The organism is Niveibacterium terrae (genome assembly GCF_048213115.1).
GTDB classification, from domain to species: domain Bacteria; phylum Pseudomonadota; class Gammaproteobacteria; order Burkholderiales; family Rhodocyclaceae; genus Niveibacterium; species Niveibacterium terrae.
The window spans coordinates 2530524-2552159 of record NZ_CP172404.1 but is presented as its reverse complement, the minus strand read 5'-3'; the positions used below and the strand labels follow the sequence as shown (position 1 = coordinate 2552159).

Sequence of the window (21636 nt, the reverse complement as noted above, 5' to 3'; positions counted from 1 at the left end):
GTGTTAAAATCACTGCTGCTCGTGCCGGAGTCCTTCCGGCGCCACCCGGGGTTCCTGATGCGCATCCTGCTCGCGGAAGACGACGAAATCATCGCCGACGGCCTGGTCCGCGCGTTCAAGCGCGGCGGCTTCGCCGTCGATCATGTCGCCAGCGGCAGCGACGCCGATGTCGCGCTGGCGAGCCAGAGCTTCGATCTGGTCGTGCTCGATCTGGGCTTGCCCAAACTGCCCGGCATCGAAGTGCTCAAGCGCCTGCGGGCGCGCAAATCGACGACGCCGGTGCTGATCCTGACCGCCCAGGATGGCATCGATGACCGCGTGCGCGGCCTTGATGCCGGCGCCGACGACTATCTGACCAAACCCTTCGCGCTGCCCGAACTCGAGGCCCGGGTCCGGGCGCTCGCCCGGCGCGGAACGGGGCAGGGGAGCTGCATCACACTCGGCGCGCTGAGCTACAACCAGACCGACCGGGCCGCGATGGTCGATGGTCAGCTGATCGAGCTGTCGGCGCGCGAGATCGGCGTGCTCGAGATCCTGCTGCTCAGGGTCGGGCGGCTGGTCAGCAAGGAACAGCTCGTCGATCACCTGTGCGGCTGGGGCGAGGAAGTCTCGCACAACGCGATCGAGGTCTATGTGCACCGGCTGCGCAAGAAGCTGGAGCCCTCCGGCCTGCGCATCGCGACCGTGCGCGGCCTGGGCTATTGCCTGGAAAAACCGGATGCGCCTGTTTAGCTGGCGTCGCCAGGGCGGGCGGGCGCCTCTCTCCGCGTCTTCCTCCCGCCGCACCCCGATCTCGCTGTTCGGCGAGATCCTCGACTGGATGCTCGCGCCACTGCTCTTCGTCTGGCCGATCTCGATCGTCGCGACCCACCATGTCGCGCAGGGCATTGCCAACCAGCCCTATGACCAGGCGATGGCCGAGGAGGTCCGCGCGATCGCCCGCCTCGTCAAGGTCAGCCCGCGCGGCAGGCTGATCGCGAACTTCCCGGCCGCCGCGCGCACGCTGCTGCACGGCGACGAGGAGGATGCGCTGTATTTCCGGGTCAGCGGTCCGCGCGGCCAGTTGCTCGCCGGTGACGCCGACCTGCCCAGCCCCGGCGTGCTGTCGCGCGACGATCTGTCGGCGGCGGTCCAGTTCGACGATGACGAGATCAATGGCGAGGACATCCGGATCGCGAGCCGGATGGTCGAGCTCCCGACCCGGCCCACCCCGACCCTGGTCATGGTTCAGGTCGGCGAGACCCGCAACAAGCGTGAAGCGCTGGCCTCGCAGATCATCGCCGGCGTGCTGCTGCCCCAGTTCCTGGTGATCCCGGCCACGATCGTGCTGGTCTGGGTCGGCCTCACGCGCGGCATCGCGCCGCTGAACCGGCTGCAGGCGATGATCCGTCGCCGTCGCCCGGCCGACATGTCGCCGATCGCCGAGAACGGCGCGCCCGAGGAAGTCCAGCCGCTGATCTCGGCCTTCAACGACATGATCGCTCGCCTCGAAGAGAACCTTCAGGCCCAGCAGCGCTTCGTGGCCGACGCGGCCCATCAGATGAGGACGCCCTTGGCCGGGCTCAAGATGCAGGCCGAGCTCGCGCTCGAAGAGCGCGATCCGGAAGTGCTGCGCGGCTCGCTGCAGCGCATCCATGCCGGCACGGAGCGCGCGGCCCACCTGATCAACCAGCTGCTCGCGCTGGCCAGAGCGGAAGCCTGCTCGCCGCAAACCTCCGCTTTCGAGACCGTCGATCTGGGCCGGCTCGCGCTGGACGTGGCGGCCGACTTCGTACCGCGCGCGATGGGCAAGGGCATCGATCTGGGCGCCGAGATCGACGATCACCCGCTCATCGAAGGCAACCCGGTGCTGCTGCGCGAGCTGCTCGCCAACCTGATCGACAATGCGATCAAGTACAGCCGGCGCGACGGACAGGTCACCGTCTTCACCGAGCGTGACGCGGCGCGGCCCGATCTTGTCGTGCTGGGCGTCCGCGATCAGGGCATAGGCATTCCGGTCGCCGAGCAGCAGAGGATCTTCATGCGCTTCCACCGGGTGCTCGGCACCGGCGAGGAGGGCAGCGGTCTCGGGCTCGCGATCGTTCGTGAGATCGCCGAGCTGCACGGCGCGACGATCCGCATCGACTCGACGCCCGAGCACCCCGGCGCCTGCTTCCGGATCGCGTTCGCGCGCGCCGCCGCGGACCCGGCGCGCGCCTGATTCCGGACTTTTTTCTGCAAGAAAGCATGAAGGCTTTGACAACGGCGGAAAAGTCTATATAATTACTTTCTCTCGGGGCCAGTTAGCTCAGTTGGTAGAGCAGCGGATTGAAAATCCGCGTGTCCGTGGTTCGATTCCGCGACTGGCCACCACGAATATCAAGGGGATGCAGAAATGCATCCCCTTTTCGTTTTGGGGGCGGGCTAGCATCAAAGTCGCTCAATCTCCGGATTTTCGCTTCCCCTGCGATGCTCTGATCCCCGTGTCGGCGCCAAAGCCGCGCTGCTCTGCGGTGCGCTCGACCCCTGACCTGACCGGTTCCGGTTCGGAAGCGTTTCTTTTGGCTTCTCGCTTCGCAAACCTCCCCTTTTATCGGTGATCTTTCCGGATGTGTGGAAAGGCCTTGCCCAACCGCATTGCAATGTTCTTGTGATGCACGAAGCCCCAAGCCCGAACCCGCACGGCAACCCTAGGCTCGATGAGCTCGCGCTGCGCATGGGCGCAAGCCGGATCTTCCATCGCAACCCTCACGCCGACAGCCACGTGATGCACGGGCAGAGCGAAGTCGTGGGTGTTGGCTTGCGGGGGATCGTCGATGAGACGGGTAGGGTGATTTGGAAGGGGGGGCTGGATGCTTACCCCCGTCACTTGGAACGCGCCCCCCCGTCACTTGGAACGCGCCCCTCGCGAATCAGTCAGCTTGCGCGATCTGCCACACGCAGACGATTTGCAGATGGGTAACGAAGTGCTCGCGGGAGGCGCATAATTTTGAGTGATCTCGCGAGGGGAGCGTGGGCGGTCTGCGGTGCTGCTCAAAATGGCGGCTGATTGGCCTATGCCGACATTGGGGGTGCGCTAACTGAGTGGCCGCAACGCGTAGCATGGCTGCCGCTAGCGCCCGCACCCACTCCACTCAGGTGGGGACGAACTGATCCCGAAACGCTCGCCGTCCCTGGTCATATGGCACAGGATTGGTGGCGTGCGGCATCGGCGCACTTCTGTTGCCGATGAGGTAGTTGATCCGGTACCTCCTATATTAGGAGGGCTGATTGCCTCTTGTAGTACTTGTACGCAGCCACATGAATCGGCGCGGTGTTCCTACAGTTGTTTGTCAGAGTGAACGGCTCCGGATGGTGCCCCCTCGCTATTTCAAGATGGCAGCCGAACACAGATTGCAGTAGTCGCATTGGTCGCAGATTTTCTTGTGAGCGCTGGGTGGCATGGCATTGCTGCGCAGTGCCGTTGCTGCCGCCCGCACTTCACGTTTCACGTCGTCGATGAAGTCATCATCCACTGATCGCCGTTTCTTCTTCTGTTCGTCAAGTTCGTAAATCTCGACGTAGTCGGCCGGCCGCCCCGTGAGTTCCTGATAACCGAGTGCGTAAATGTGCAGCTGGGTTTCCGTCACCGCTTCGGCTTGGGCACGATCGTTCGACTTGAGGTCTACGATCGTTACCTCGTCATTGTCGATTCGACGCACAAGGTCGATGCGACCCGCGACAGACACGCCGTCGCCGAGCGCGATCTCGATTGCCTTCTCGGAAAATTCGAGGTTCTTGAACTCGGCCGAGTTCTTCTCGATATAGGCTTCGATGATCCGCTCGGCCGCCCTCTCGAGCTGTTCGCGCAGGGCCGGATATGCATAGGGCGCCCGCAGATGCCGAGCGACGAGAGCTTGTGCCTCCTCCGCCATAATGCTCTCACCCTGCAGCACACGCGCATGTACCTCGGCCAAAGCATCGTGTAGCGACTTGCCGAAGCCAAGCGCTTCATCCAGCGGCGCGTTGAACCCGTAGAGGATGCGCAGCTTGAACTGGTAGGGACAGGCGAAAAAGTATTTGAGGTCAGAGAACGACAAGGTGACGTTGGCGACGGAGGCTTTCGGCCGAGGCACGAGTCGCTCGCGGTCAGCATAGTCCTGCCAACGGCGCTTGACGAACTTTGAGGCCAACACCTCATTGAAGAAGTCGGACGGCCGCTGCGCCGTACGGTTTCCATCGTGCGGAGCCCAACTCATGTGCAGAAATTTTTGTGCGCGAGTCAGTGCGACGTAAAACAGACGCCGCTCGTCCTCGATGCCCCCTTTGTAGCGCGTCACGTTGTCGAATGCGGTGTCTGGCAGCAGGTGCCAGGCAGTCCTACCGCCGCCACCTTTGGCCGGGAATCGGTTCCGTACCAGCTGAGGGATGAATACGGCCGGCCATTGCAGCCCCTTGGCCTGGTGTACCGTCATGATGCGTACAGCATCCGGGTTGACGAAAGCATTGTCCTGCCAGCCCTCGGGGTAAGCATTCTCGGCGTGGTAGCGCAAGAAACCTGCGAAGCTCTGGTATTTCTCTACGGGACTGGAGTGGAAATGGATACTCTCGAAGTCCGAGATCGCCTGGCTAAATTTTCCCAGGTTGTAGAACACCACCTCGCCCCGGCCGCCAGGCACCTTCTCCTCCCGAAGGCCGACGTTTTCGAGGAAGGCCATGTACTGGCGCTGCAGATTGTAGACCTTGAACTGTCCGATCTGCGCGTTCTGCATATCCCGCCTGGCTTGCACGGCGGATTGGATCGCCGAATCAAGCTCCTTCTTCTCGATACCAAGGTCAGCCGTCTCCCAGTATGGCCCCAGTGCTTTCTCGTCGATCTCGCCAGCAAGGAAGTAAAACAGCTGGCGCGCAGCCTCCGCCTCCGGACGTGCGAAGAGGTTGTCCATTCCGGCAATGACGTAAGGCACGCCGGCGGCCTCCAACGCAGTCATGATGACGGCGCCATCACGTCGCACAGAGCGCAGCAAGATGGCCATATCCGACCATGAAATGCCGCGCTTCCCTTCATCCTCACAGATGGCTAGGCCCCGCAGCGTCTTGCAGGTCTCGGCGATGTATCGAGCTTCAGCTTCCGGTGAATCGAAGCCGAGCGCAACGATGTCGCCCGCCTCGTAGTCCTGTGCTGCCGTGGTTTTCATCTCCTTCGGCAGGCGCCGCAAGAGCTGTCCGATGAAATCGCGCGCAACCGCCACAACGCCCTCGCTCGATCGGAAGTTTTCTTCCAGTTTGACCTGGGTTACATCTGGGTAGCGCCCCTCGAAGCTGAGGATGTTGCGTACGTCGCTGCCGCGCCATTGATAGATCGTCTGGTCATCATCCCCCACCACGCAGATGTCCGCACCGAGGGAGCGTAGCGCGCTGACTACTGCCTCCTGGATCGGATTGACGTCCTGGTATTCGTCAACGATCACGTGCCGCAGGCGATCCTCCAACCGCTGCCGCAAGCCGCCGTTACTATCCAGCTCGTTGACTGCCTCGCTGAGGATGCTCGAGTAGTCGAGATAACCTTTGCTGTGCAGTAGCTGCTCGTAGCTCTCGAGCCCAGCCACCACCGTGTTGCCCTGCAGCCCGGAGGGTTCTATAGCTTTGTCCTCGCGCAGGATGGAGAGCGCGGACACATAGTGCCGCGTGTCAGTGTATCGCTTGAGCTGGACGCCGGTGAGCGTTGTGCTTTGCGTCAGCCCGGAGGTGCGAGAGTGGCGATCTACGAACAGTATCTGCTGCACCTCATTGAGCACTTCGTACTTCATGTACGAAGGCACCTCGGATTTCAGCAATTCGAGACAGAAGCCATGGATTGTCCCGACGTACATCTCGGCCAGCCCTGTAACGCTGCCAAATGCTTCGGCGCAGCGCAGGTGGATGCGCTCCTTGAGCTCAGCGGCCGCTTTATCGGTAAACGTAAAAGCGATGATGTTTTCAGGATTGCAGCCGGCACCACCATCCTTCTCTGGTTTCAGCAGACTCACTACCCGCTGCGCAACTACCTCGGTCTTGCCAGAGCCAGCACAGGCAATGAGCTGCAGGTTGCCTTCAAGGTGGTCGATGGCTGCCAGTTGTGCAAGGGTGTATAGAGATCGATCCACTTGATAGCCTCTCCGTCTGCCAATGATGCACAATGTACTAGATTGGCCAAGAAAAGACTAAACGCATGCCCAAACCCTGGAAGCCCTTGCCATCGAAACTACAGCGAATGGCGTGGGTGATGCTCATATGTCGCCAGCCCTGCTTGAAAAAAGTTCGCGCCTTGGGGGCCAGGTCTTGCATTCGTTCATTTTGACCCGGATCAGGCGGAGGCTCTGCCCGTTTGGTTTTGATGCCGAGACTCTGTCGAGCTCCGACCGGACGCAGGGCAGCCCCGCGCAGCCGGGGCTGCGCGGGGGAGGGCTTCGGTGAATTTCCGGTTCAGGCCTTCCTGCGCCGGCGGATCGCGAGCGCCGAGAGGCCGATGCCGAGCAGCGCGAGCGAGGCGGGTTCGGGGACCGCGGCTTCCAGCGCATCGACGTTGACGCCCAGCCAGCCTTCCTTCCACCAGTGACCGCCGTGGTTCAGGTTGTCGAAATTGCCGCCGCTGAACACATAGACGCCGTCGCCCTGGATCGCTGTGCCGAGGATGGGCCAGAGGCTGAACATGATGTCGTCGCCGTTGACCATCATCCCGTCGACGTCGAATTTCTCCAGCGCGATGTCGGTCTTCAGCAAGCCGTTGACCAGGCCGCCGATGAAGGCCTGCGTGAAGCGGCAGGTCTTGCTCGCGCTGTCCCAGACCGCGCAGCCGAAGGCGTCGTCTTTGAGCGAGAACAGATAGGCGTCATCCGCCCCCTCGGGGCCGAAGACCTCCAGGCTGTCGAGGTTCTGCACGCCGTGCTGGCTGACTTCGGCCTGGGTCGCCCAGACCCGGCTGCCGCCCAGCGCCCTCTCGGTGTAGACCGGCGCGGCGACGGCGGCGGGCACGAGCGGGTTCATCGCGTCATGCCCCTGGCCGTAGGCCGCGTTGTCGCGCAGCGAGTAGAGCAGCGCGGTCTGGTTGCGGATCACTTCGTTGAACATGTGATCGAGCGGATGGGCCTGACCATCGACCTGCAGGCCGCTGAGCGTTTGCCGCGCCCCTGTCGGGTCGACATAGACGCCCGAGTAATTGAACGAATTCGCAACGCCTCCCTGCCCATCCCACATGATGCTCTGCATCGGGTTCAGGCTGCCGTCGGCGTTGCGGTCGGACTCATCGGTGTATTCCTTGCCCGGATGCTGGCGCGGCCCCGCCGGCCAGTCCAGCGTCGGCGGGCCATAGATCGGATCGGGAACCGGGACATAGGGACCGGCCTGGGCGGTCAGCGCGGTCAGCGCGCAGGCGGTGGCGAGCGCGAGTCTGTTCATCTGCATTGTTGTCTCCTTTATGCCTATGGATTGGCGAGGAGGCTGAAGCAGGATTCGTGCGAGAAATTATTTGCTTATGAATCAGTCGTCTGGCGAGGATTCCTGAATCGATGCCGAGGAATGTGCAAAGAAAATCGACAGCCGGTCTGACCGTTCAGCGGGCCGCGCGGGCGAGATAACTGCGGATCCGCAGCGAGGCGGAAGGCAGATGCATCCTGATCGCGTTCTTGAGCGCGTCGCAGGCCGGAGCCAGCGCGATGACCAGGGCCCCGCTCAGTGCGGCAAGGAAGGCGAGGCGGGCGAGGGAGGACTCGCTCCAGGGACAGATCGCCGCGAACAGGCACAGCGCGGGGTAGTGGAAGAGGTAGAGCGGGAAAGTCAGCGAACCCAGCCAGCGGATCGGGGTTTCGAGCCGCACCAGAGGGCGGCAGCCGCCCGCGAGCAGCGCCCGCGCCGAGACGAGGTGGGCGGCGAAGCTGAGCGCGACGAAATAGTCGCTGGTGATGTCACGGTTGAAAGCGCCCCGTCCCCAGGGCAGGAAGAGGCGTTCGCCCAGATGGGGAATGAAGGCGTCGATCCGCGGCGAAAACACGACCAACAGCGCCGAAGCCCAGAAAGCCAGCTGCCAGAGGCCCGGCCTGAGCGGGGGGATCCGCAGCCGCTGCAGCGTGAAGCCCAGAGCCCAGAGCGGCAGCAGGGCGGCGATGGTCCTCCCTGCCAGCGCGAGCACGATCAGCGAAGCCGGGATCGCGAAACGCTTGCGGCAGAACAGCAGGATTCCGGCGATCAGGTAATAGCTCGCCTCGAAGCTCAGCGACCAGTAGGGGCCGTTGGTACCAGGCGAGATTCCGCCGAAAGCGAAGACCTGGTATTCGTTCACGAAGAAGAGCGAGGACAGGTAGCCGGCAAGGCTCTCCGGTTTCCAGAGGATCTTCTGGTTCTGATAGAAGGACGGATTGAGCGCGAGGCCCAGGCTGTCGAGCAGGAAAGTCAGTGGCAGCGCGATCAGCACGACCGAGTAGAGCCGCGAGATCCGGCTGATCACATAGCTCTTCGCTTCGCGCTCCCGGAACGAGGTCGTATAGGAGATCACATAGCCGGACAGCACGAAGAACAGCGTGACGGCCGCGTCTCCGTACTGGCCCAGGGCGGGCCAGACGCTGCCTCGGGTGATCGGAAATGAGGACAAATGGGCGACGAAGACCGCGAGGGCCGCGCTGAAGCGGATCAGGTCGAGGTGGATCGAGAAGGCGTCGGGCAGTGGCGTCGGTGCGGCGAACAGGCGCTCCTTGAAGCGAACCCTCCCGGCTTGAATCGTGATGCCCATGCGAGTGATGTGGCAGGCAGATCCTGCGCGCTGACGCCCGGCAGTGGGCCGGCGCCCATTTTCGCCCGGGGGCATGCAGGTCCGCCGTGCCTTTTGTCACGCCGGGGGGAGCAGTTCATCCCTGATGCCGAAAGCCGGCTGACCGGGGACCGGCCAATCGCCGCTCCCCGCCCGGCCGGCTTGACCCGCATCGGCGTCTCGCGGAGGAGGCGCCGATGCGGGAGAGCGCGGATCAGGTCTTGTTGCAGCAGGAGTAGGTCTTGGGAACATAGGTGACGCCGCAGTTCCATTGCGTGTTGTCGTAGAGGCAGGGGTCGATCACCTTGGCGAGCAGCGACGAATCGAACTGCGACAGCGGTGCGAACGGCGCATAGATGTTCGCGGTGTTCGTGTCCCAGTACTTGGGAAGATGGCCCATCATGGTCCGGGTTGGATCCGCGGCCGGCGGATTCCAGGTGAAGCCGGTCACGTCGGCCCGGCGCGTCGTGATCGCAGTGCTGCTCACGTTGATCACGACCAGATCGGTGACGATGGCCACGTCTCCCGCGTACCAGGTCCGGATGTTCTGCAGGGCCACATCGGCAGTGTCGTCCTCCGCCTGGAAGTGGGTTCCCACGGCGAGCCGGGGAGCCTTCTTGAGCTGGCTCATGATGTAGCCGAAGGCCTTTTCGGGCGTGTGCGAGTTTTCCTCGATCGTGCGGGCGAGCTTGACCCCTCCGCCATTCGGGTCGGGGCTGCCGCCTTGCTTGCTCGACCAGGTCTCCGGCGGGACGACGAGTTCGTGGACCAGCACATCGACGCCGCTCGCGTTCTCGATCATGAACTGGTTCGGCTTTGTGTCGCCGCTGTAGACCATTGAGAGACCGTTCCACTCCAGCCGGTAACTGATCGATCCGTTGCGGTCATGGACTGCCGGGAAGAAGGTGATTTTTACGCCCTTTGCGTCGTCCTGGTAGGCGACCCATTGAGTCGTGCTCAGATGAGCCTTGTTGTCCATCGTCGGGTTCGTGGTCCAGGTCGCCGGAAGGCTTCCGCCGCCCCCCGTGAGCCAGTCCAGTTCGGTCGCGAACAGATCGTAGCCATCGCCTTCCGCATCGTCGTAGCGGGTCGGTACGAAGCTCTGCGCCTCGGTGTGCCAGCGGCACATCTCGCGGAAATGCATCGCGAAATTGCAGGTGCCGTCGTCATAGTCGTCGGTGCCGGTGTCCGGGTTGCAGACATGCGAGCGCGACGGTCCCCAGATGTAGAGCGGGGACTTGCCGTCCTCCTGCGGGCCGAAGCAGTAGAGGTTGGTCAGGTCGTTGAAGTGGTCGCCGTGCAGGTGGGTCAGGAAGACGCGGCGCGCCTTCGACATCGGCACGGCCAGCGCGCCGAAGTTGATCGTGGCTCCTGTGCCGCAGTCGAAGACAAAGCTCTCGCCGTTGCCCAGCTCGACAAGGACGCAGGCTCCGGCCTGGGAGCGGCGCAGGACCGGGGACGAACCCATGATCGATATCCGCATCTCGTTCGCGCCAAGCGTCTCGGTTCCCGGGATATAGGAGGGCAGCTTGTCGAAATAGGTGTACTTCTGGCTGGACGGAGTCGAAGCGCCGTCGCTGTCATTGCAGCCCTGGAGGGCCATTCCGCCCAGGGCCAGTCCGGCAAAGCCGGTGATTTTCAATGCATCGCGCCTGCTGATCTTTTCATTCATGATCCGTGCCTTTGTTGTTCGAGTCCTTCGCTTGTCGAGAAGCTGGAGAACTGACAAATACAGGGAATATGAAGATCCTTGGCTTGTTCAAGAAAAGACGCGCAAACCGTCAGATCTTCGCCTTGACGTCTGATTGAATAAAATGGAATCTACCGGCGATGCCGGCCTGCTGCGCTATTCGCAATGTCAGGTTGGGTGAAGCGAGGGGACTGTTTGTGGAAACCGTGGCCCGTGCGCCGTGATGGCCAGGGCCGGTGATCCGTTACTGTTTTGGCAAACTTCGCTGCAGCGTCGGATTCTTCGCCGGTGGAACGCATTGCCGCGGGCGGCCTGGCGTCGATCAGCCTGCAAATAAAATGCCCAATGCGCCGGCCCGTTTTTCTGGCGGCGATCGGGCATCGTGTCAGTGAGCGGAACCGGCCGGATTCGAACCAACCCCCATGCTTTGATCGAGCAAGCCTTTGACGATCATGCCGTTAAGCCAATCGCTTTTGTACTTACCTTCCCGCACATTTTGACTCAATACCAAGAGAGCACCGCTGCGTTGATTATGGTTCGCGCATTTTGTTTGTCAAAAGAATATTGAACTTTCAGGGGCGATTGAGCCTCAATTCGACGTTCGCGCTTTGCGGCACGACGACACCATGGGAATTGGCCGCGCCGGGCGTGAAATTCTCGGCGATGATCCAGAGGGCGCTGGCCTGGGGGGGATAGGGGAAGCGCGGCGTGAAGCGGATTCCGGTCGGAAAGTCGCTCAGGTGATTGCGTTCGACGACGACCCGATTTCCGATGTGACCGTAGATGCGGATTCCGTCGATCTCTGCCTTGGCCGCGCCGGAGCCGCGCAGGAATTTGATCCGGTTCGCTTCGACCGTCAGGCTCGCACAGTTGCCAACGAAGATCCCGTGCCGCTCGTCGCCGGAAGTCTCCATCGGCAGCGCGATCTCGATCGTGTTGCCGCTGATCTGCACGACTCCGGCGATATCGACGCGCGTCGCAGCCGCGTCGGCCGGCGAGACGCGATGGCTGACTCCGACATGGACACCCTGCAGCGCGTCCTCGATCGTGTTGTCCCGCACCCGGACTTCCTCGGCGACTTCGCCGCCGACGACGATGCCCTGGAACAGCCGCGGAGCGTTCTCGCGAATTGCCGCGTCGAACCAGGCCGAAAAGGCGCCGCTGCGCAGCGCGGGATCGTTGATCATCTTCACCACCTGCTCGTGCATCCAGGCGAGAAGATCCTGGGCCTTCGCTATCCCGGTCGGGGGATGGGCGCTCAGGTGCTCGGCCCACGCCTTCTTCAGGTCCGGGTGCGTGCGGAACTGGACCGCCTGGGTGCCCGAGCGGACCGTGCAGTTCGTGACGCCGTTCGCCGGGATCCGCTTGTCGCCCAGGGTCGCATTGGCGATCAGGCCGGCGATCACGCTTTCGCGGTAGACGCTGTCCTTCGCGAGTTCGCCGAGCGACAGCGCTGCGCCCTGGCGCGGCGCGGCGTGGATACGGTTGCGCTCGACTCCGGTGTTGATCACGTTGACCGCGAGCAGGCCGATCTGGCGGTGACCGGCGATCAGATCGCAACCGCGGACGCTGAGCGTGGGCTGATGCAGCTTCGCCTTCGAGGGTCTGACCGTGTGGCGCACGGCGATGCAGGCAGCCGCGCGCCGCGCGCCTCCGGCGCATTTCGCGCTGAGGCTGGAGATCTCGACATCCGTGCAGTCCTCGAAGTCCAGCGTGCCGTTGATCCGGTTCCCGCTCGCGACCTTCCCGCTCTCGGCGCTCAGGTCGCGGACGATCACCGCGACGCAATGGATGAAGCGAAGCGCCGACTCCGCGTCCGCGGCGACGAGCCGGCTGCCCGCGCCGGCGCCGGTGATCCTGAGCCGGCCCTTGCCGGAAAAGTTCAGAGCAGAGGGGAGAGCATAGGTCCCGGGCCGGAAGCAGATCGAGGCGTCGGCCCCGCTGGGCAGCGCATCGATGCGCGCCTGCAGATCCTCGCCCGGACTCAGCACGAGCGAGCATTCCGGCCTCTGGCAGAAGGCGTCGAGCGCGTCCCTGACGGTTCTGACGCCCGCGAACGCGCTGCCGCAGGCCGAGGCGGGAGCGTAGAGGACATCGTCGGCGGCGATCCCGGTCAGTGCCGGGAAGCGTGCGCGGCAGTCGTCGATGCGGCTGATCTTTCCGTCGGCCCCGACGTGGATCAGCGCCAGCCGCGCATAGCGGTAGTCGGGCGCGAGCGGCTTGTTCGCGGCACCGGGGCGGGGCGGCCACTCGATCTGGCCGGAGAGCGTGCGGGCCGGGATCAGCCAGTGATCGCCGCTGTGGTAGAGGCCTTCCGCGAAAGAGACTTCGACTCCGCTCTCGAGCGCGATCCAGTCCTTGGCCGTTGCGATGCCGTCCTCTGCCGCGCCCGCGAGCTGATCCCAGCGCCTGAGCCGGAGCGCGCTCTTGCCGGCGAGCGCGCTCGCGGATCGGGACAGCACGATCCTGCGCTTCGCCTTGTCCATTTCGGTGATCCTGAACAGCGCGTGCGGGCTGCGTTCGACTTCGGATTCGTGATCGACGATCTCGACCCACTGGCCGGGGGAGAAGCACAGCACTTCGTCCTTGCCCATGTCGGCGACCGTCAGCTCGCTGCCGCTGATCGTGTCGATCGCCGTCTCGACGATCGCGTTGTCCCGCGACCATTTGAAGGTGGCGACTCCCGATCCGCCGCCGGTGTGGATCTCGATCCGGTAGAGCTGGTTCTCCAGACTCGTGTAGCCCGCGCTCGCCGGGACTTCGCAGGGGAGCGCGGCGGCGCCGGGTTTCACTCTCGCGTCCAGCGTTCCGCTCGTCGGAGCCGTCAGCAGCGCCCACTCGGGAATGCTCGAGGAGTAGTCGGCCGGTGCAGCGGCGAGGCGGGCAAGGCGAACCTGCCAGATCACGCGCGCCCTCTGCGCCGTGTCGGGGCCGCCCAGAGCGCTCTCGCGCAGCCGCGCATCGCAGATCGCGCCCACTTCCATCTCCCAGGCCGCGAGGTAGGCGAGGTAAGTCCCGGCCCCCAGTTCGAGCTCGCGGGTCCGGGCGTGCGGGTGGAAGCGGGTGTATTCGGCGTGGGGGTGGTCGGGCTGGGCCGTGTAGCCGATCTTTCCCTTGTCCGCATCGAGTTCGCAGAGCAGGCCCTCGACGTAGAAGTGGCCCGCGGCGATCGTCAGCTTCTCGCCGCTCTTGTCGCTCTCGATCTTGAAGCCGTCGCCGGACTTCGGCGTTCCGCTCGCGCCGATCAGATCGGCCGCCTCTGCGCGCTCGCGCCAGGCCGCGATCGCCTGCTGTTCGTTCCAGTCGGCGTCGAGCTGAACCCGCCCCTGCTGCATCAGCACCGCGCTGTAGTGTTTGCGGGGGTTGAAGGTGTTGCGGCTGTAATCGCCCGGCATTTCGGTCTCCTCAGTCTTGTTCGAGCCTCACTCCGGCCGCAAGGCCGAAGCGCAGGAATTCGTCCAGCCGCGCGCCAAGGCTCGTGAGCCGTTGCGCGAGGTAGTTGTCGTGGAAGACGCCAATCTCGGCGCCGTCCTCCGCGCCTTCGCGGATCTCGCGCGGACAGCACGAGGCGAGCTGGCAATAGCCTGGATCGCCGTAGTCCAGCGATTCGAAGACCGGCTGGACGCGTATCGCGTCGGCCTCTCCGGGCTGGCAGCGGTAGGGCCTGGGCAGGACCGATCCGGCGGGCACGAAGCAGTAGCGCACGCAGCCGCTGTGCAGCTGATCGGCGCGCAGCGGCGCGCCGCCCGGAACCGGTTTCGCGACGAAGAGCGTGTTCGAGGCCGAGCTCATCTCGCGGGTGTGCACGCGGCCGATCACGGTCGCGTTGTTCGCGCTGAGCGCGCCGCCCGCGCCATCCGGCCCCGAATAGGCCTGAGCGCTCGCGGAGCGGGCATCGAGGATGCTGTCGGTGAGCTTCACGACGGCGTCGGCCGCGACGCGCAGAGCGCCGCAGATGCAGTGATCGAGGATCAGCTCCAGAGCGGCGATGTCGGCGACGATGCGCGGCTCATCAATCTGGGCCGGGACTCCGGCCAGTGCCGGAGTCGGGCCGGGAACCAGAGTGCAGTGGGTGAAACGCGCGCGTCCGAGCTGTCCGGTGACGCCCGGCGCCGAATTCGCCAGATGCACATGCCCGCCGGCGATCAGCAGGCCGTCGAGCGCGAACGAGGAGTCGCGCGCTCCGCGCACGGTGAGCCCGGTCTCGATGACCAGCACCGGGCGGCGGCCTTCGGCGGCGCGGATGCTGAGGCAGCAGCCGGCCGGCACCGTGATGTCGAGCCCGCGCGCGACGTAATACGCGTTGTCGGCAAGCTCGATGACTCCGCCTTGCCCGCCCAGACGCTCCAGCGCGTCGGCGAGCGAAGCGCCTTCACCGATGCGCAGCACCGTTGTCGAAGCCTCGTCGGCGAGTCTCGCCCGCGCGTATTCGCCGCCCCCCAGATCGCGCAGACGGCGGGTCTGATAGCTCACCTGCACGCTTTGCGGGGCGGGCTTGTCGACCGGGAAGGCGATGCGGCCCAGCTCGGGGTCGATAGCGATCCGCCCGTGGGCCTCGCGGACCCAGCCCGTCACCTCGCCTTCGGTGTTCCGCACGTCCGCCAGGTCGCAGACGCAGATCAGGTCGGGGAGGCTGCCGACGGGATCGGCGTGTTCGTCGCGAGCGGGCAGCACGTCGAGGCCATCGACGGTCAGCAGCAGGGCGGGCGTTCCGTAGTGGCGATCCAGCTCGCGGGCGAGCCGGCGCCGGCCGAGCGGGAGCGGGACGTTTTGCGCGGTCGCCAGATGAGTGACTTCGGTCTCGACTTCGGGGCAGGCGATCAGGCTCTGCTTGCGGCCCAGCGGGTCGAAAGTGAAGCGCCGCTCGTCGAGCCGGAACGCGGCGGCGCGCGTGACGCTGGCCGCGCGCCTGGGCCACAGGAAGAGACCGATGTTCGGGATGTTGAAGCGACCCCGTCCGGAGGCGATGTTGCGCACCTCGACCCGGTGCGCGAGGCGCTCGAAAGCAGAGCCGGGGGATTCGAGCGCGGCCGCATCGCGCAGGCTCGTGAAGGACTGATTTCCCGGACGCAGGTGGTTCAGGTTCTGGGTCGTCGCGAGGACGCGGAAGAATTCGACCGCCGCGGCGTCGCAATCCATGATGTCGCTGGCCAGCTCTTCGAGCACCGCGGCGGTCCCCTTGCGCCGGCGCAGCCTCAGCGTGTCGGCGACCTCGTTGCGCGCGCGTGCGGCGCGCTCGGGAATCGCGGCGAGGCCGCGCGCTCCGACCAGAGCGCCGATATAGGGGACGACCCACTCTTCGCAGGTCTCGATGAAGTGGTCGTCGTAGAGGCGCGCGAGGTCTTCCTCGAACACTCTGGCCTGCTCGGCGAGGATGCCGACCAGCGCCTTCAGCGCGCCGGTCTCGTCGCGGCTGCGCAGCACCTGGGGCAGCAGGGCGTAGAGGCTTTCGGTGTCGAAACTCATCAGAGGACTCCGAATGTGGGTCTGGCCGCGTCGAGCAGTAGCAGCTCGGCCGGCGCAACGCTGGAATCGGCGCGCAGCGTCGGCGCCGCGGCGGGCAGCGTGTCATGGACCTGCGCGCCGACCTCCTCGGTGATCTGCGCCGCGCCGCCGCCCGGCACGAGGAAGAGTTCGTCGAGCGCGCAGGCGATAACGCCCGGAACCTTCTGGATCGCCGCGAGCACTTCGGAGGCGCGCACCGGCTGGCCGAATTGACGGGCGTCGAACGAGAAGGCGCCGCGCAGTGCGCGCTCGACCGCGGCGATCACCCCTTCGCGCCGCAGGAGCGGATCGGTCGCGATCCGGGCCGAAACGCGGAAGCTGCGCCGCGCGCAGACCCGGATCGTCAGCGGGATCTGCGGGTCGGCCGCGGCGAGCATCGCTTCGCCGAGCCGGCTCATCAGCGGGCCGTTCTCGTCGAGCGCCGCGCCGTCGGCGCCGGCCACCGTGACGAAGACCGCGCGGAGTCCCAGGGCCGGGTGAGGTTGGGCGCTGGCCTTGCCGATTCCGGCAAAAGCGGACGCGAAGTCCTCGTAGTCCTGAAGCGAGACGATGCGGCCCAGGGTCAGGATTCCCAGAGTCGCGTTTCGCCTGGCCGACGCGAGCGTCTGCGCATCGGCGCCGCCGTCGGCGGCGAGCGGGTTCGTCACGCTCTTCAGCCCGAGAGGGCGGCTCAGGAGCTGGGTCAGCTGGTTCGCTGCGACGCGGCCCGCGCTGCCGGCGCCCTTCCGGTAGTTCGCGCTGACGTTGGCGACACCGCTCGGGGGGCGGGCGCCGTTGAACCCGTCGCCGAAGATCACCCGCGTCGTGCCGTCCTCGTCGCTGCGGGTCAGGTAGATGCGCTCCTGAGCGCCCCGGTCCAAAAAGGAATCGACTTCCTGCCAGAGCAGCCCCTGAACCCTGACTTCCAGCGTGCTGAGCGCGCCGCTCCCGGTCGCGGCGCTGACGCGGGTCAGCGGCGTCTGGGCCAGCGTGAAGCTCTGGAAGGGGACTCGGGCATCGGCGCTGCCCAGAGTCTCGCCCGCCGCGCCGAAGTTCGCGACCGTCTCGCCGTGCGTCGCGAGCGCGACGTTCGCGTTCAGGCTGACCGTGCTGCGCACATAGCTTCGCGCGAGCGATTTCTTCAGCGTGATCCGGGTGAAGACCTCGCGGTGGAGCGCATCGCTCAGGTCGTGCTGGGCCGTGTCGATCTCGGCGATCTCGCTGGCCGTCACGCCGCGCTCGGTGGCGAGCTCGCCGGCGAGCGCGAGCTTCTGACCGGGTTTGAGGCCATCGACGAGGCCTTCGAGCTCGATCGCGTCGCTGCCGAGCACATCCTCTATCGGCTGGCGGGCCAGGTTCAGGATCCCGCTTTCGCCGAAGACCGAAGTCGTCCGGATATGGAAATCGGCGAGTCCTTCGTTCGAGGCCAGAGTCAGGCGGGTGAGTCGGGCGCTCAGCGTGAAGTCGGTCCTGCTGATCTCGACCGCCTCTTCGACGCGGTAGCTGCGCGCCTTGTCCGCATCGACGAGCGTGACCCAGCTTCCGGCGGTGATCGTCGGATGGACCGAGTCGAGATAGACGTAGCGGGAGCCGCTCACTTCTCCCGGATAGGCGGCGAGGTTTGCCTCGGCCCAGCTCGTGCTTCTGCCCGCGAAGCCCGCGCTCGCGAGCGAATAGCTCAGCGTCGTCAGCGGGCCCGTGCTCGTCGTCGACGCCGCATATTCGGCGAAGCGCTGGGAGGCGGGAAGGGTTTTGTAGAGCGGTGCATTGTGGCCGAAGATCGCCGCGTGGCAGCGCAGCGCAATCACCCGCGCGGCCGGTGCGCGGCAGGCGAGCAGATTGTCGAGCATGTCCTGGGCAAGAAAACCCTGGGCCTCGGCGATGGCTGCGAAGTCGGCGCAGTTGCAGGGGCTGCCGATCAGCGCCAGCGCCTGATCGCCGGGGAGGGGCTCGGTGCGGGCGAGCGATTCGGGCGCGCTGCCGGCGTCGATCCGCGCCGAGAGGCCGACCCGCGTGCTCTGGCGCGCCGGATCGAGCTCGAGCGAGGCGACGCGGCAGAACAGCAGCGTCTGAGCGCTCCCGCTCTGCGCTTCGGGCAGCAGCAGCAGGCCGTCGCCGCGGCGCAGACCGCTGTCGAGACCGTCCAGCCTGAGCTCGCGATCCGCGTCGGCGATGCTCTGGCGCCGGGTGAGTCTGGGCCGGATCGCGTTCCACTGCGCGCGCGCCTCGATCTTCTCGACCGTTTCGAAGACCTGGGCGCTCTGGCCCGGGCCGGGAAGGCTTTGCACTTTCAGGCCGCGGTCGAACGCGATGCTCTGCGGCACGCCGATCTGCGTCGAGTTGATCGGGATCCCCGCCTGGCCCGCGGTCGGCGCGACCCTCCGGCTCGCTCCGGGCGCCTCTTCGACCGTGAAGGCGAGGCAGGCGCTGGCCGCGACGGCCGGGCGGAGCTCATAGCCGATCAGCCGGGCGAGTTCGAGCACGCTGAGCCGCTCGCTGGCCGTGCCCAAATAACTCTCGTTGGCGATCGCCTGCTGATAGAAGCTCAACACGTCGCCGACGCTCGCCCAGGCGTCGAGCAGGCCGATCGTGAAGTCGCCGCTCTCGCGCGTGGTCAGCGCGGCCAGAGCTTGTTGATGCGCGAGGCTCAGCCTCGCCTTGAGCGTTTGCAGCAACTCGGCATGCTCTCCGACCCGCGCCGACAGCGTCGTCAGGCCGGGCCGGTTGGTGATCGCGCGCGGCGTCGCGACCGCCAGCGATTCGCCGCAGCCTTCGCAACAGGATTTGCGCCCTTCGCTCATCACCGGCCTCCTGTCAGATCGAGTTTCAGCACCCCGCGTTCGGGATGGTTGCGGTCGCCGTTCAGCCGGGGGATCTCCCGGCGCGCGAAGCGCAGGCAGCCGTCCTGGCCCGCTTCGCTGCCGGGCTGATCCTGGCGCCGGAAGCTGAGCACGGCGACCGATTCGACGCCCTCGACTTCGAGCGCCGCGGCAACGATCGGGGACAGATAGACCGTCTGGGCGAAGCTGAAGTTGTCCGGGTGGAAGAGGGCGCGTCGTCCGTCGGCAAGCACGCCGCTGCCCAGAACCTCCCTGAGCCCGGCCTCTATCCGCGGGCGCGCGAAGTCCGCCTTGACGCGGACGGCAAGGACGAGTTCGAGCCCAACGGAGATGGGCGGCTCGATTTCGAGATCCTGGCCCGCGAGCCGGTAGGCTTCGAGGCCTTCGCACAGCGCCTGCGCGAAGGCGGCATCGACCGCTTCGCCGCCTTCGCGGTCCGCGCTGAGGAAGACCGTGTTCCAGCTGCCCGTCCAGCGCGTCGTGGCGACGGCGCACTGGATGTCCGGCTTGACGCGGCGAGCCAGAGTCTCGTAATCGGCTGCGGTGACGGCCCGTTCGAGCCTGCCGCGGATCGCGTCGGGCGCGCGCCGGCGAACCGACTCTATCGACTCGGCGTCGATGCCGCCGCGGGTGGCAAGCGGATTCCAGACGGACAGCAGAGTTGTGCTGTCGGCGAGCTCGGGCTGGGCCGTGACGAGGTGGGCCAGAGTCGATTCGGCCGCCGAGATCCCGGCACCGACCTTGCCCGCGCTGCCGTTGCCGACCCGGCAGGTGGCGAGAAAGCGCGTGCCGGGAGCCGGGCGACGGCCGAACTCGCCGTCCCCGAAGCGAAGGTGGGCGCTGCCGTCGTTTTCGACTTCGACGACGAAAGCGCGGTCCTCCCCGCTGCATTCGAGCAGATCGCGCCGGCAAGTCCAGCGCTCGCCAGCGGCGCTGAGCTCGATCTGGGCTTTGGCCGCTCCGGGGGACTGTTCGAGCAGGGCGCGGGCCGAGGCGGTTTCGACCAGAGGCGTGGCCTGGGTCAGCGGACCCGCCGACAGAGCCGGACGGTAGCGCGGGGCTGCGGCATCCCCTGAGCCGCCGACCGGAGTCAGAACCGGGTCGGGTCCGGGGACGGGACACAGCTCTTCGGCTTCCAGGGTCATGCCGTGATCGATCGCGACGATGTTGCCGTGGGCGAGCGCGAGATCGCTCAGATGAACCGTGCCCGATCGGGCTGCCAGAGTCAGCGCGAAGGGCAGCGCGTCCTCCGCCTGCCATTCGATTTCGGTGACCGGAACCGGCTCTGCGCTGGCTTCGTCCTCGAAGCGTCCGCCCAGAGGATCCTCGTCCGGCGTGACCGAGACCAGCCTGACCGCGTGGCGGCGCGCGGGATCGGCGTCGCACGCTTCTCCGGTGCGCGGGCTCTTCGCCTCGGCGAGAATCAGCAAGTCGCCGGCTTTGAGTCCGGGGAAGTGGCCGCGCAGGCTTGCGCGGGTCGCCCCTTTCGCGAGGCAGCACTCGCGCGCGCCCCAGGTGTGGAAGCGGATGTCGTTGTGCGCCGCATCGACGGCGATGTCGTGCATCAGCTCGAAGACGAGGGGCGAGGAGGCCAGAGCTGCCGCGTGAGCGGGCGAGTCGAAAGTCATCAGGCCGGGCAGGCCGGGGCAGCGGCTCAGGATCCGGGTCGGCTTGAGCCGCCCGCCGGCGAAGTGCTGGCGGCGCACCAGAAGAGCGCTGACGCCCTCTGCGGCGCGGAGCTGGACGAGGCCGCGCGCGTTGCAGCCGTCGTGCATCGGGTAGTCGATCAGCCGGGCATGGCGGCGCACCGAGCTGCGCAGCCTCGCCGTGCCCAGATAGGCTTCGGTCGCGACCGCGTCCTGGGTATAGGCCAACTGGTCGGCGACCCAGGCGAGAAGTTCGACGAGCGCGATTCCGCTGTCGGCGGCCGAGCGCTCGGTCCATTCCGGTGTCGTCAGCGCCAGCCGGTCCAGCATCAGCTGGCGAAAGCTCGGATAGTCGCGCGCCAGGTAGTCGAGCAGCGGAGCCAGGGCCGCGTCGCCCGCGATCGCGCTCGCAGCGCAGTCGAAGTCGCCCGGACAGGCGGCCTTGAAGCTGAAGGAGAGGGATGCGAGCCTCCGGTCGATGTGGGCGGGCGGGCGGCGCTCGTCATCGCTCGCGACGAGGCGAAGCTCGTAGAACGAGAAGTCTCCCGGTGCGGCGAGCTTGACGCTGAGCACTTTGGGCTGACGGGTCGGCGCTGTGCCGGGCGGCGAGCCGGGCGGCACCAGCGTCGGGGTGAGTTCGACCGCGAGGATCTCGATGTCGCGGATCCGCTCGCCCCCGGTGATGCGCAGGTTTTCCGCCGAGAGCAGGCCTTCGCTCAGTTCGTTGACGAAATGGACCAGGAGCAGGGTCTGGCGCTCGGCCGGAGACTGGTCCGGTTCATCGACGACGTGCAGGAAGTCCAGGCCGTTCCAGTCGGGGCTGCCCGCGATCGCGCTCTTGCGCGCCGATGCGCTGCAGAACTCGTTCATGTCACGCCTCCCGGGGCGGAGAAGCTCTCGGTGCGCGCTTCTCCGGTGCGCCGCACGCGGTAGCCGACCGTCACGCCGAGCTTCGCGTCCGCGACGTCTATGCTCACTTCGCTCACTTCGATCCGGCTTCCCAGCCACTCGGTCAGCGCAGCCTGGACGATGAACTGCGCGCTCATCGCCAGCTCTTCGCTGAGCGGTTCGAAGACCAGACGACCGAGGCCGCAGCCGAAGCCCGGCCGGTTCAGGCGCTCACCCGGGGCCGTGAACAGCAGCTGTTCGATCAGATCGCGCAGGTGAGCCGCGTCATCGGCTTCGGCCGTGCGGCCGCGGCCATCGAATCGGTAGGGATAAGCGAGGTTCATCGTT

At 66.0% G+C, this 21636-nt stretch carries 11 protein-coding genes and 1 tRNA gene; 3 read left to right on the top strand and 9 right to left on the bottom strand.

What is annotated here, in order from left to right; all coding sequences use genetic code 11:
* Nucleotides 1-57 precede the first annotated feature (57 nt).
* The 3 genes from ACHFB9_RS11800 to ACHFB9_RS11790 all read left to right on the top strand — a co-directional run bounded on the left by ACHFB9_RS11800 (nt 58) and on the right by ACHFB9_RS11790 (nt 2352).
* Nucleotides 58-732 carry a response regulator gene (locus tag ACHFB9_RS11800; protein WP_417067339.1) on the top strand — a complete coding sequence of 225 codons (675 nt, stop codon included), beginning with the start codon at nt 58-60 and terminating at the stop codon, nt 730-732.
* Nucleotides 719-2200 (top strand): sensor histidine kinase N-terminal domain-containing protein, encoded by a 1482-nt coding sequence (locus ACHFB9_RS11795; protein ID WP_417067337.1) that lies wholly within the window; start codon nt 719-721, stop codon nt 2198-2200. Before ACHFB9_RS11800 ends, ACHFB9_RS11795 begins: the two co-directional genes overlap by 14 nt.
* A 76-nt stretch (nt 2201-2276) precedes the next feature.
* Nucleotides 2277-2352: transfer RNA gene (locus ACHFB9_RS11790), tRNA-Phe, on the top strand.
* 992 nt (nt 2353-3344) lie between these two features.
* Here the strand turns inward: ACHFB9_RS11790 and ACHFB9_RS11785 are convergent.
* The 9 genes from ACHFB9_RS11785 to ACHFB9_RS11745 all read right to left on the bottom strand — a co-directional run bounded on the left by ACHFB9_RS11785 (nt 3345) and on the right by ACHFB9_RS11745 (nt 21632).
* On the bottom strand, nt 3345-6104 hold the full coding sequence (locus tag ACHFB9_RS11785; protein ID WP_417067335.1) for an ATP-dependent helicase: 2760 nt from the start codon (nt 6102-6104) through the stop codon (nt 3345-3347).
* A 319-nt stretch (nt 6105-6423) separates the two neighbouring features.
* A complete protein-coding gene (locus ACHFB9_RS11780) occupies nt 6424-7401 on the bottom strand; it encodes a PEP-CTERM sorting domain-containing protein (protein WP_417067334.1) in 978 nt (325 codons plus the stop codon).
* A gap of 148 nt (nt 7402-7549) precedes the next feature.
* Nucleotides 7550-8722: an acyltransferase family protein gene (locus ACHFB9_RS11775; RefSeq protein WP_417067332.1), complete on the bottom strand. Its 1173-nt coding sequence runs from the start codon at nt 8720-8722 to the stop codon at nt 7550-7552.
* A gap of 232 nt (nt 8723-8954) precedes the next feature.
* Nucleotides 8955-10412 (bottom strand): MBL fold metallo-hydrolase, encoded by a 1458-nt coding sequence (locus ACHFB9_RS11770; protein WP_417067331.1) that lies wholly within the window; start codon nt 10410-10412, stop codon nt 8955-8957.
* A 590-nt stretch (nt 10413-11002) separates the two neighbouring features.
* Nucleotides 11003-13825: a DUF6519 domain-containing protein gene (locus ACHFB9_RS11765; protein WP_417067330.1), complete on the bottom strand. Its 2823-nt coding sequence runs from the start codon at nt 13823-13825 to the stop codon at nt 11003-11005.
* A 10-nt stretch (nt 13826-13835) separates the two neighbouring features.
* Nucleotides 13836-15896: a hypothetical protein gene (locus ACHFB9_RS11760; protein ID WP_417067328.1), complete on the bottom strand. Its 2061-nt coding sequence runs from the start codon at nt 15894-15896 to the stop codon at nt 13836-13838.
* Complete coding sequence (locus ACHFB9_RS11755) at nt 15896-18715, bottom strand: putative baseplate assembly protein (protein ID WP_417067326.1); 2820 nt, start codon at nt 18713-18715, stop codon at nt 15896-15898. The genes ACHFB9_RS11760 and ACHFB9_RS11755 overlap by 1 nt, the downstream gene beginning before the upstream one ends.
* Entirely contained in the window at nt 18715-21270 is a 2556-nt protein-coding gene (locus ACHFB9_RS11750) for a baseplate J/gp47 family protein (RefSeq protein WP_417067325.1), read from the bottom strand. The genes ACHFB9_RS11755 and ACHFB9_RS11750 overlap by 1 nt, the downstream gene beginning before the upstream one ends.
* Nucleotides 21267-21632, bottom strand: a complete 366-nt coding sequence (locus ACHFB9_RS11745; RefSeq protein WP_417067323.1) for a GPW/gp25 family protein — start codon at nt 21630-21632, stop codon at nt 21267-21269. Before ACHFB9_RS11745 ends, ACHFB9_RS11750 begins: the two co-directional genes overlap by 4 nt.
* Between the last annotated feature and the right edge of the window lie 4 nt (nt 21633-21636).

Coding starts and splice junctions, on each gene's coding strand:
- ACHFB9_RS11800 (WP_417067339.1), top strand. CDS start 58: ATGCGCATCCTGCTCGCGGAAGACGACGAAATCATCGCCGACGGCCTG.
- ACHFB9_RS11760 (WP_417067328.1), bottom strand. CDS start 15,896: ATGAGTTTCGACACCGAAAGCCTCTACGCCCTGCTGCCCCAGGTGCTG.
- ACHFB9_RS11750 (WP_417067325.1), bottom strand. CDS start 21,270: ATGAACGAGTTCTGCAGCGCATCGGCGCGCAAGAGCGCGATCGCGGGC.
- ACHFB9_RS11745 (WP_417067323.1), bottom strand. CDS start 21,632: ATGAACCTCGCTTATCCCTACCGATTCGATGGCCGCGGCCGCACGGCC.
- ACHFB9_RS11780 (WP_417067334.1), bottom strand. CDS start 7,401: ATGCAGATGAACAGACTCGCGCTCGCCACCGCCTGCGCGCTGACCGCG.
- ACHFB9_RS11755 (WP_417067326.1), bottom strand. CDS start 18,715: ATGAGCGAAGGGCGCAAATCCTGTTGCGAAGGCTGCGGCGAATCGCTG.
- ACHFB9_RS11795 (WP_417067337.1), top strand. CDS start 719: ATGCGCCTGTTTAGCTGGCGTCGCCAGGGCGGGCGGGCGCCTCTCTCC.
- ACHFB9_RS11775 (WP_417067332.1), bottom strand. CDS start 8,722: ATGGGCATCACGATTCAAGCCGGGAGGGTTCGCTTCAAGGAGCGCCTG.
- ACHFB9_RS11770 (WP_417067331.1), bottom strand. CDS start 10,412: ATGAATGAAAAGATCAGCAGGCGCGATGCATTGAAAATCACCGGCTTT.
- ACHFB9_RS11765 (WP_417067330.1), bottom strand. CDS start 13,825: ATGCCGGGCGATTACAGCCGCAACACCTTCAACCCCCGCAAACACTAC.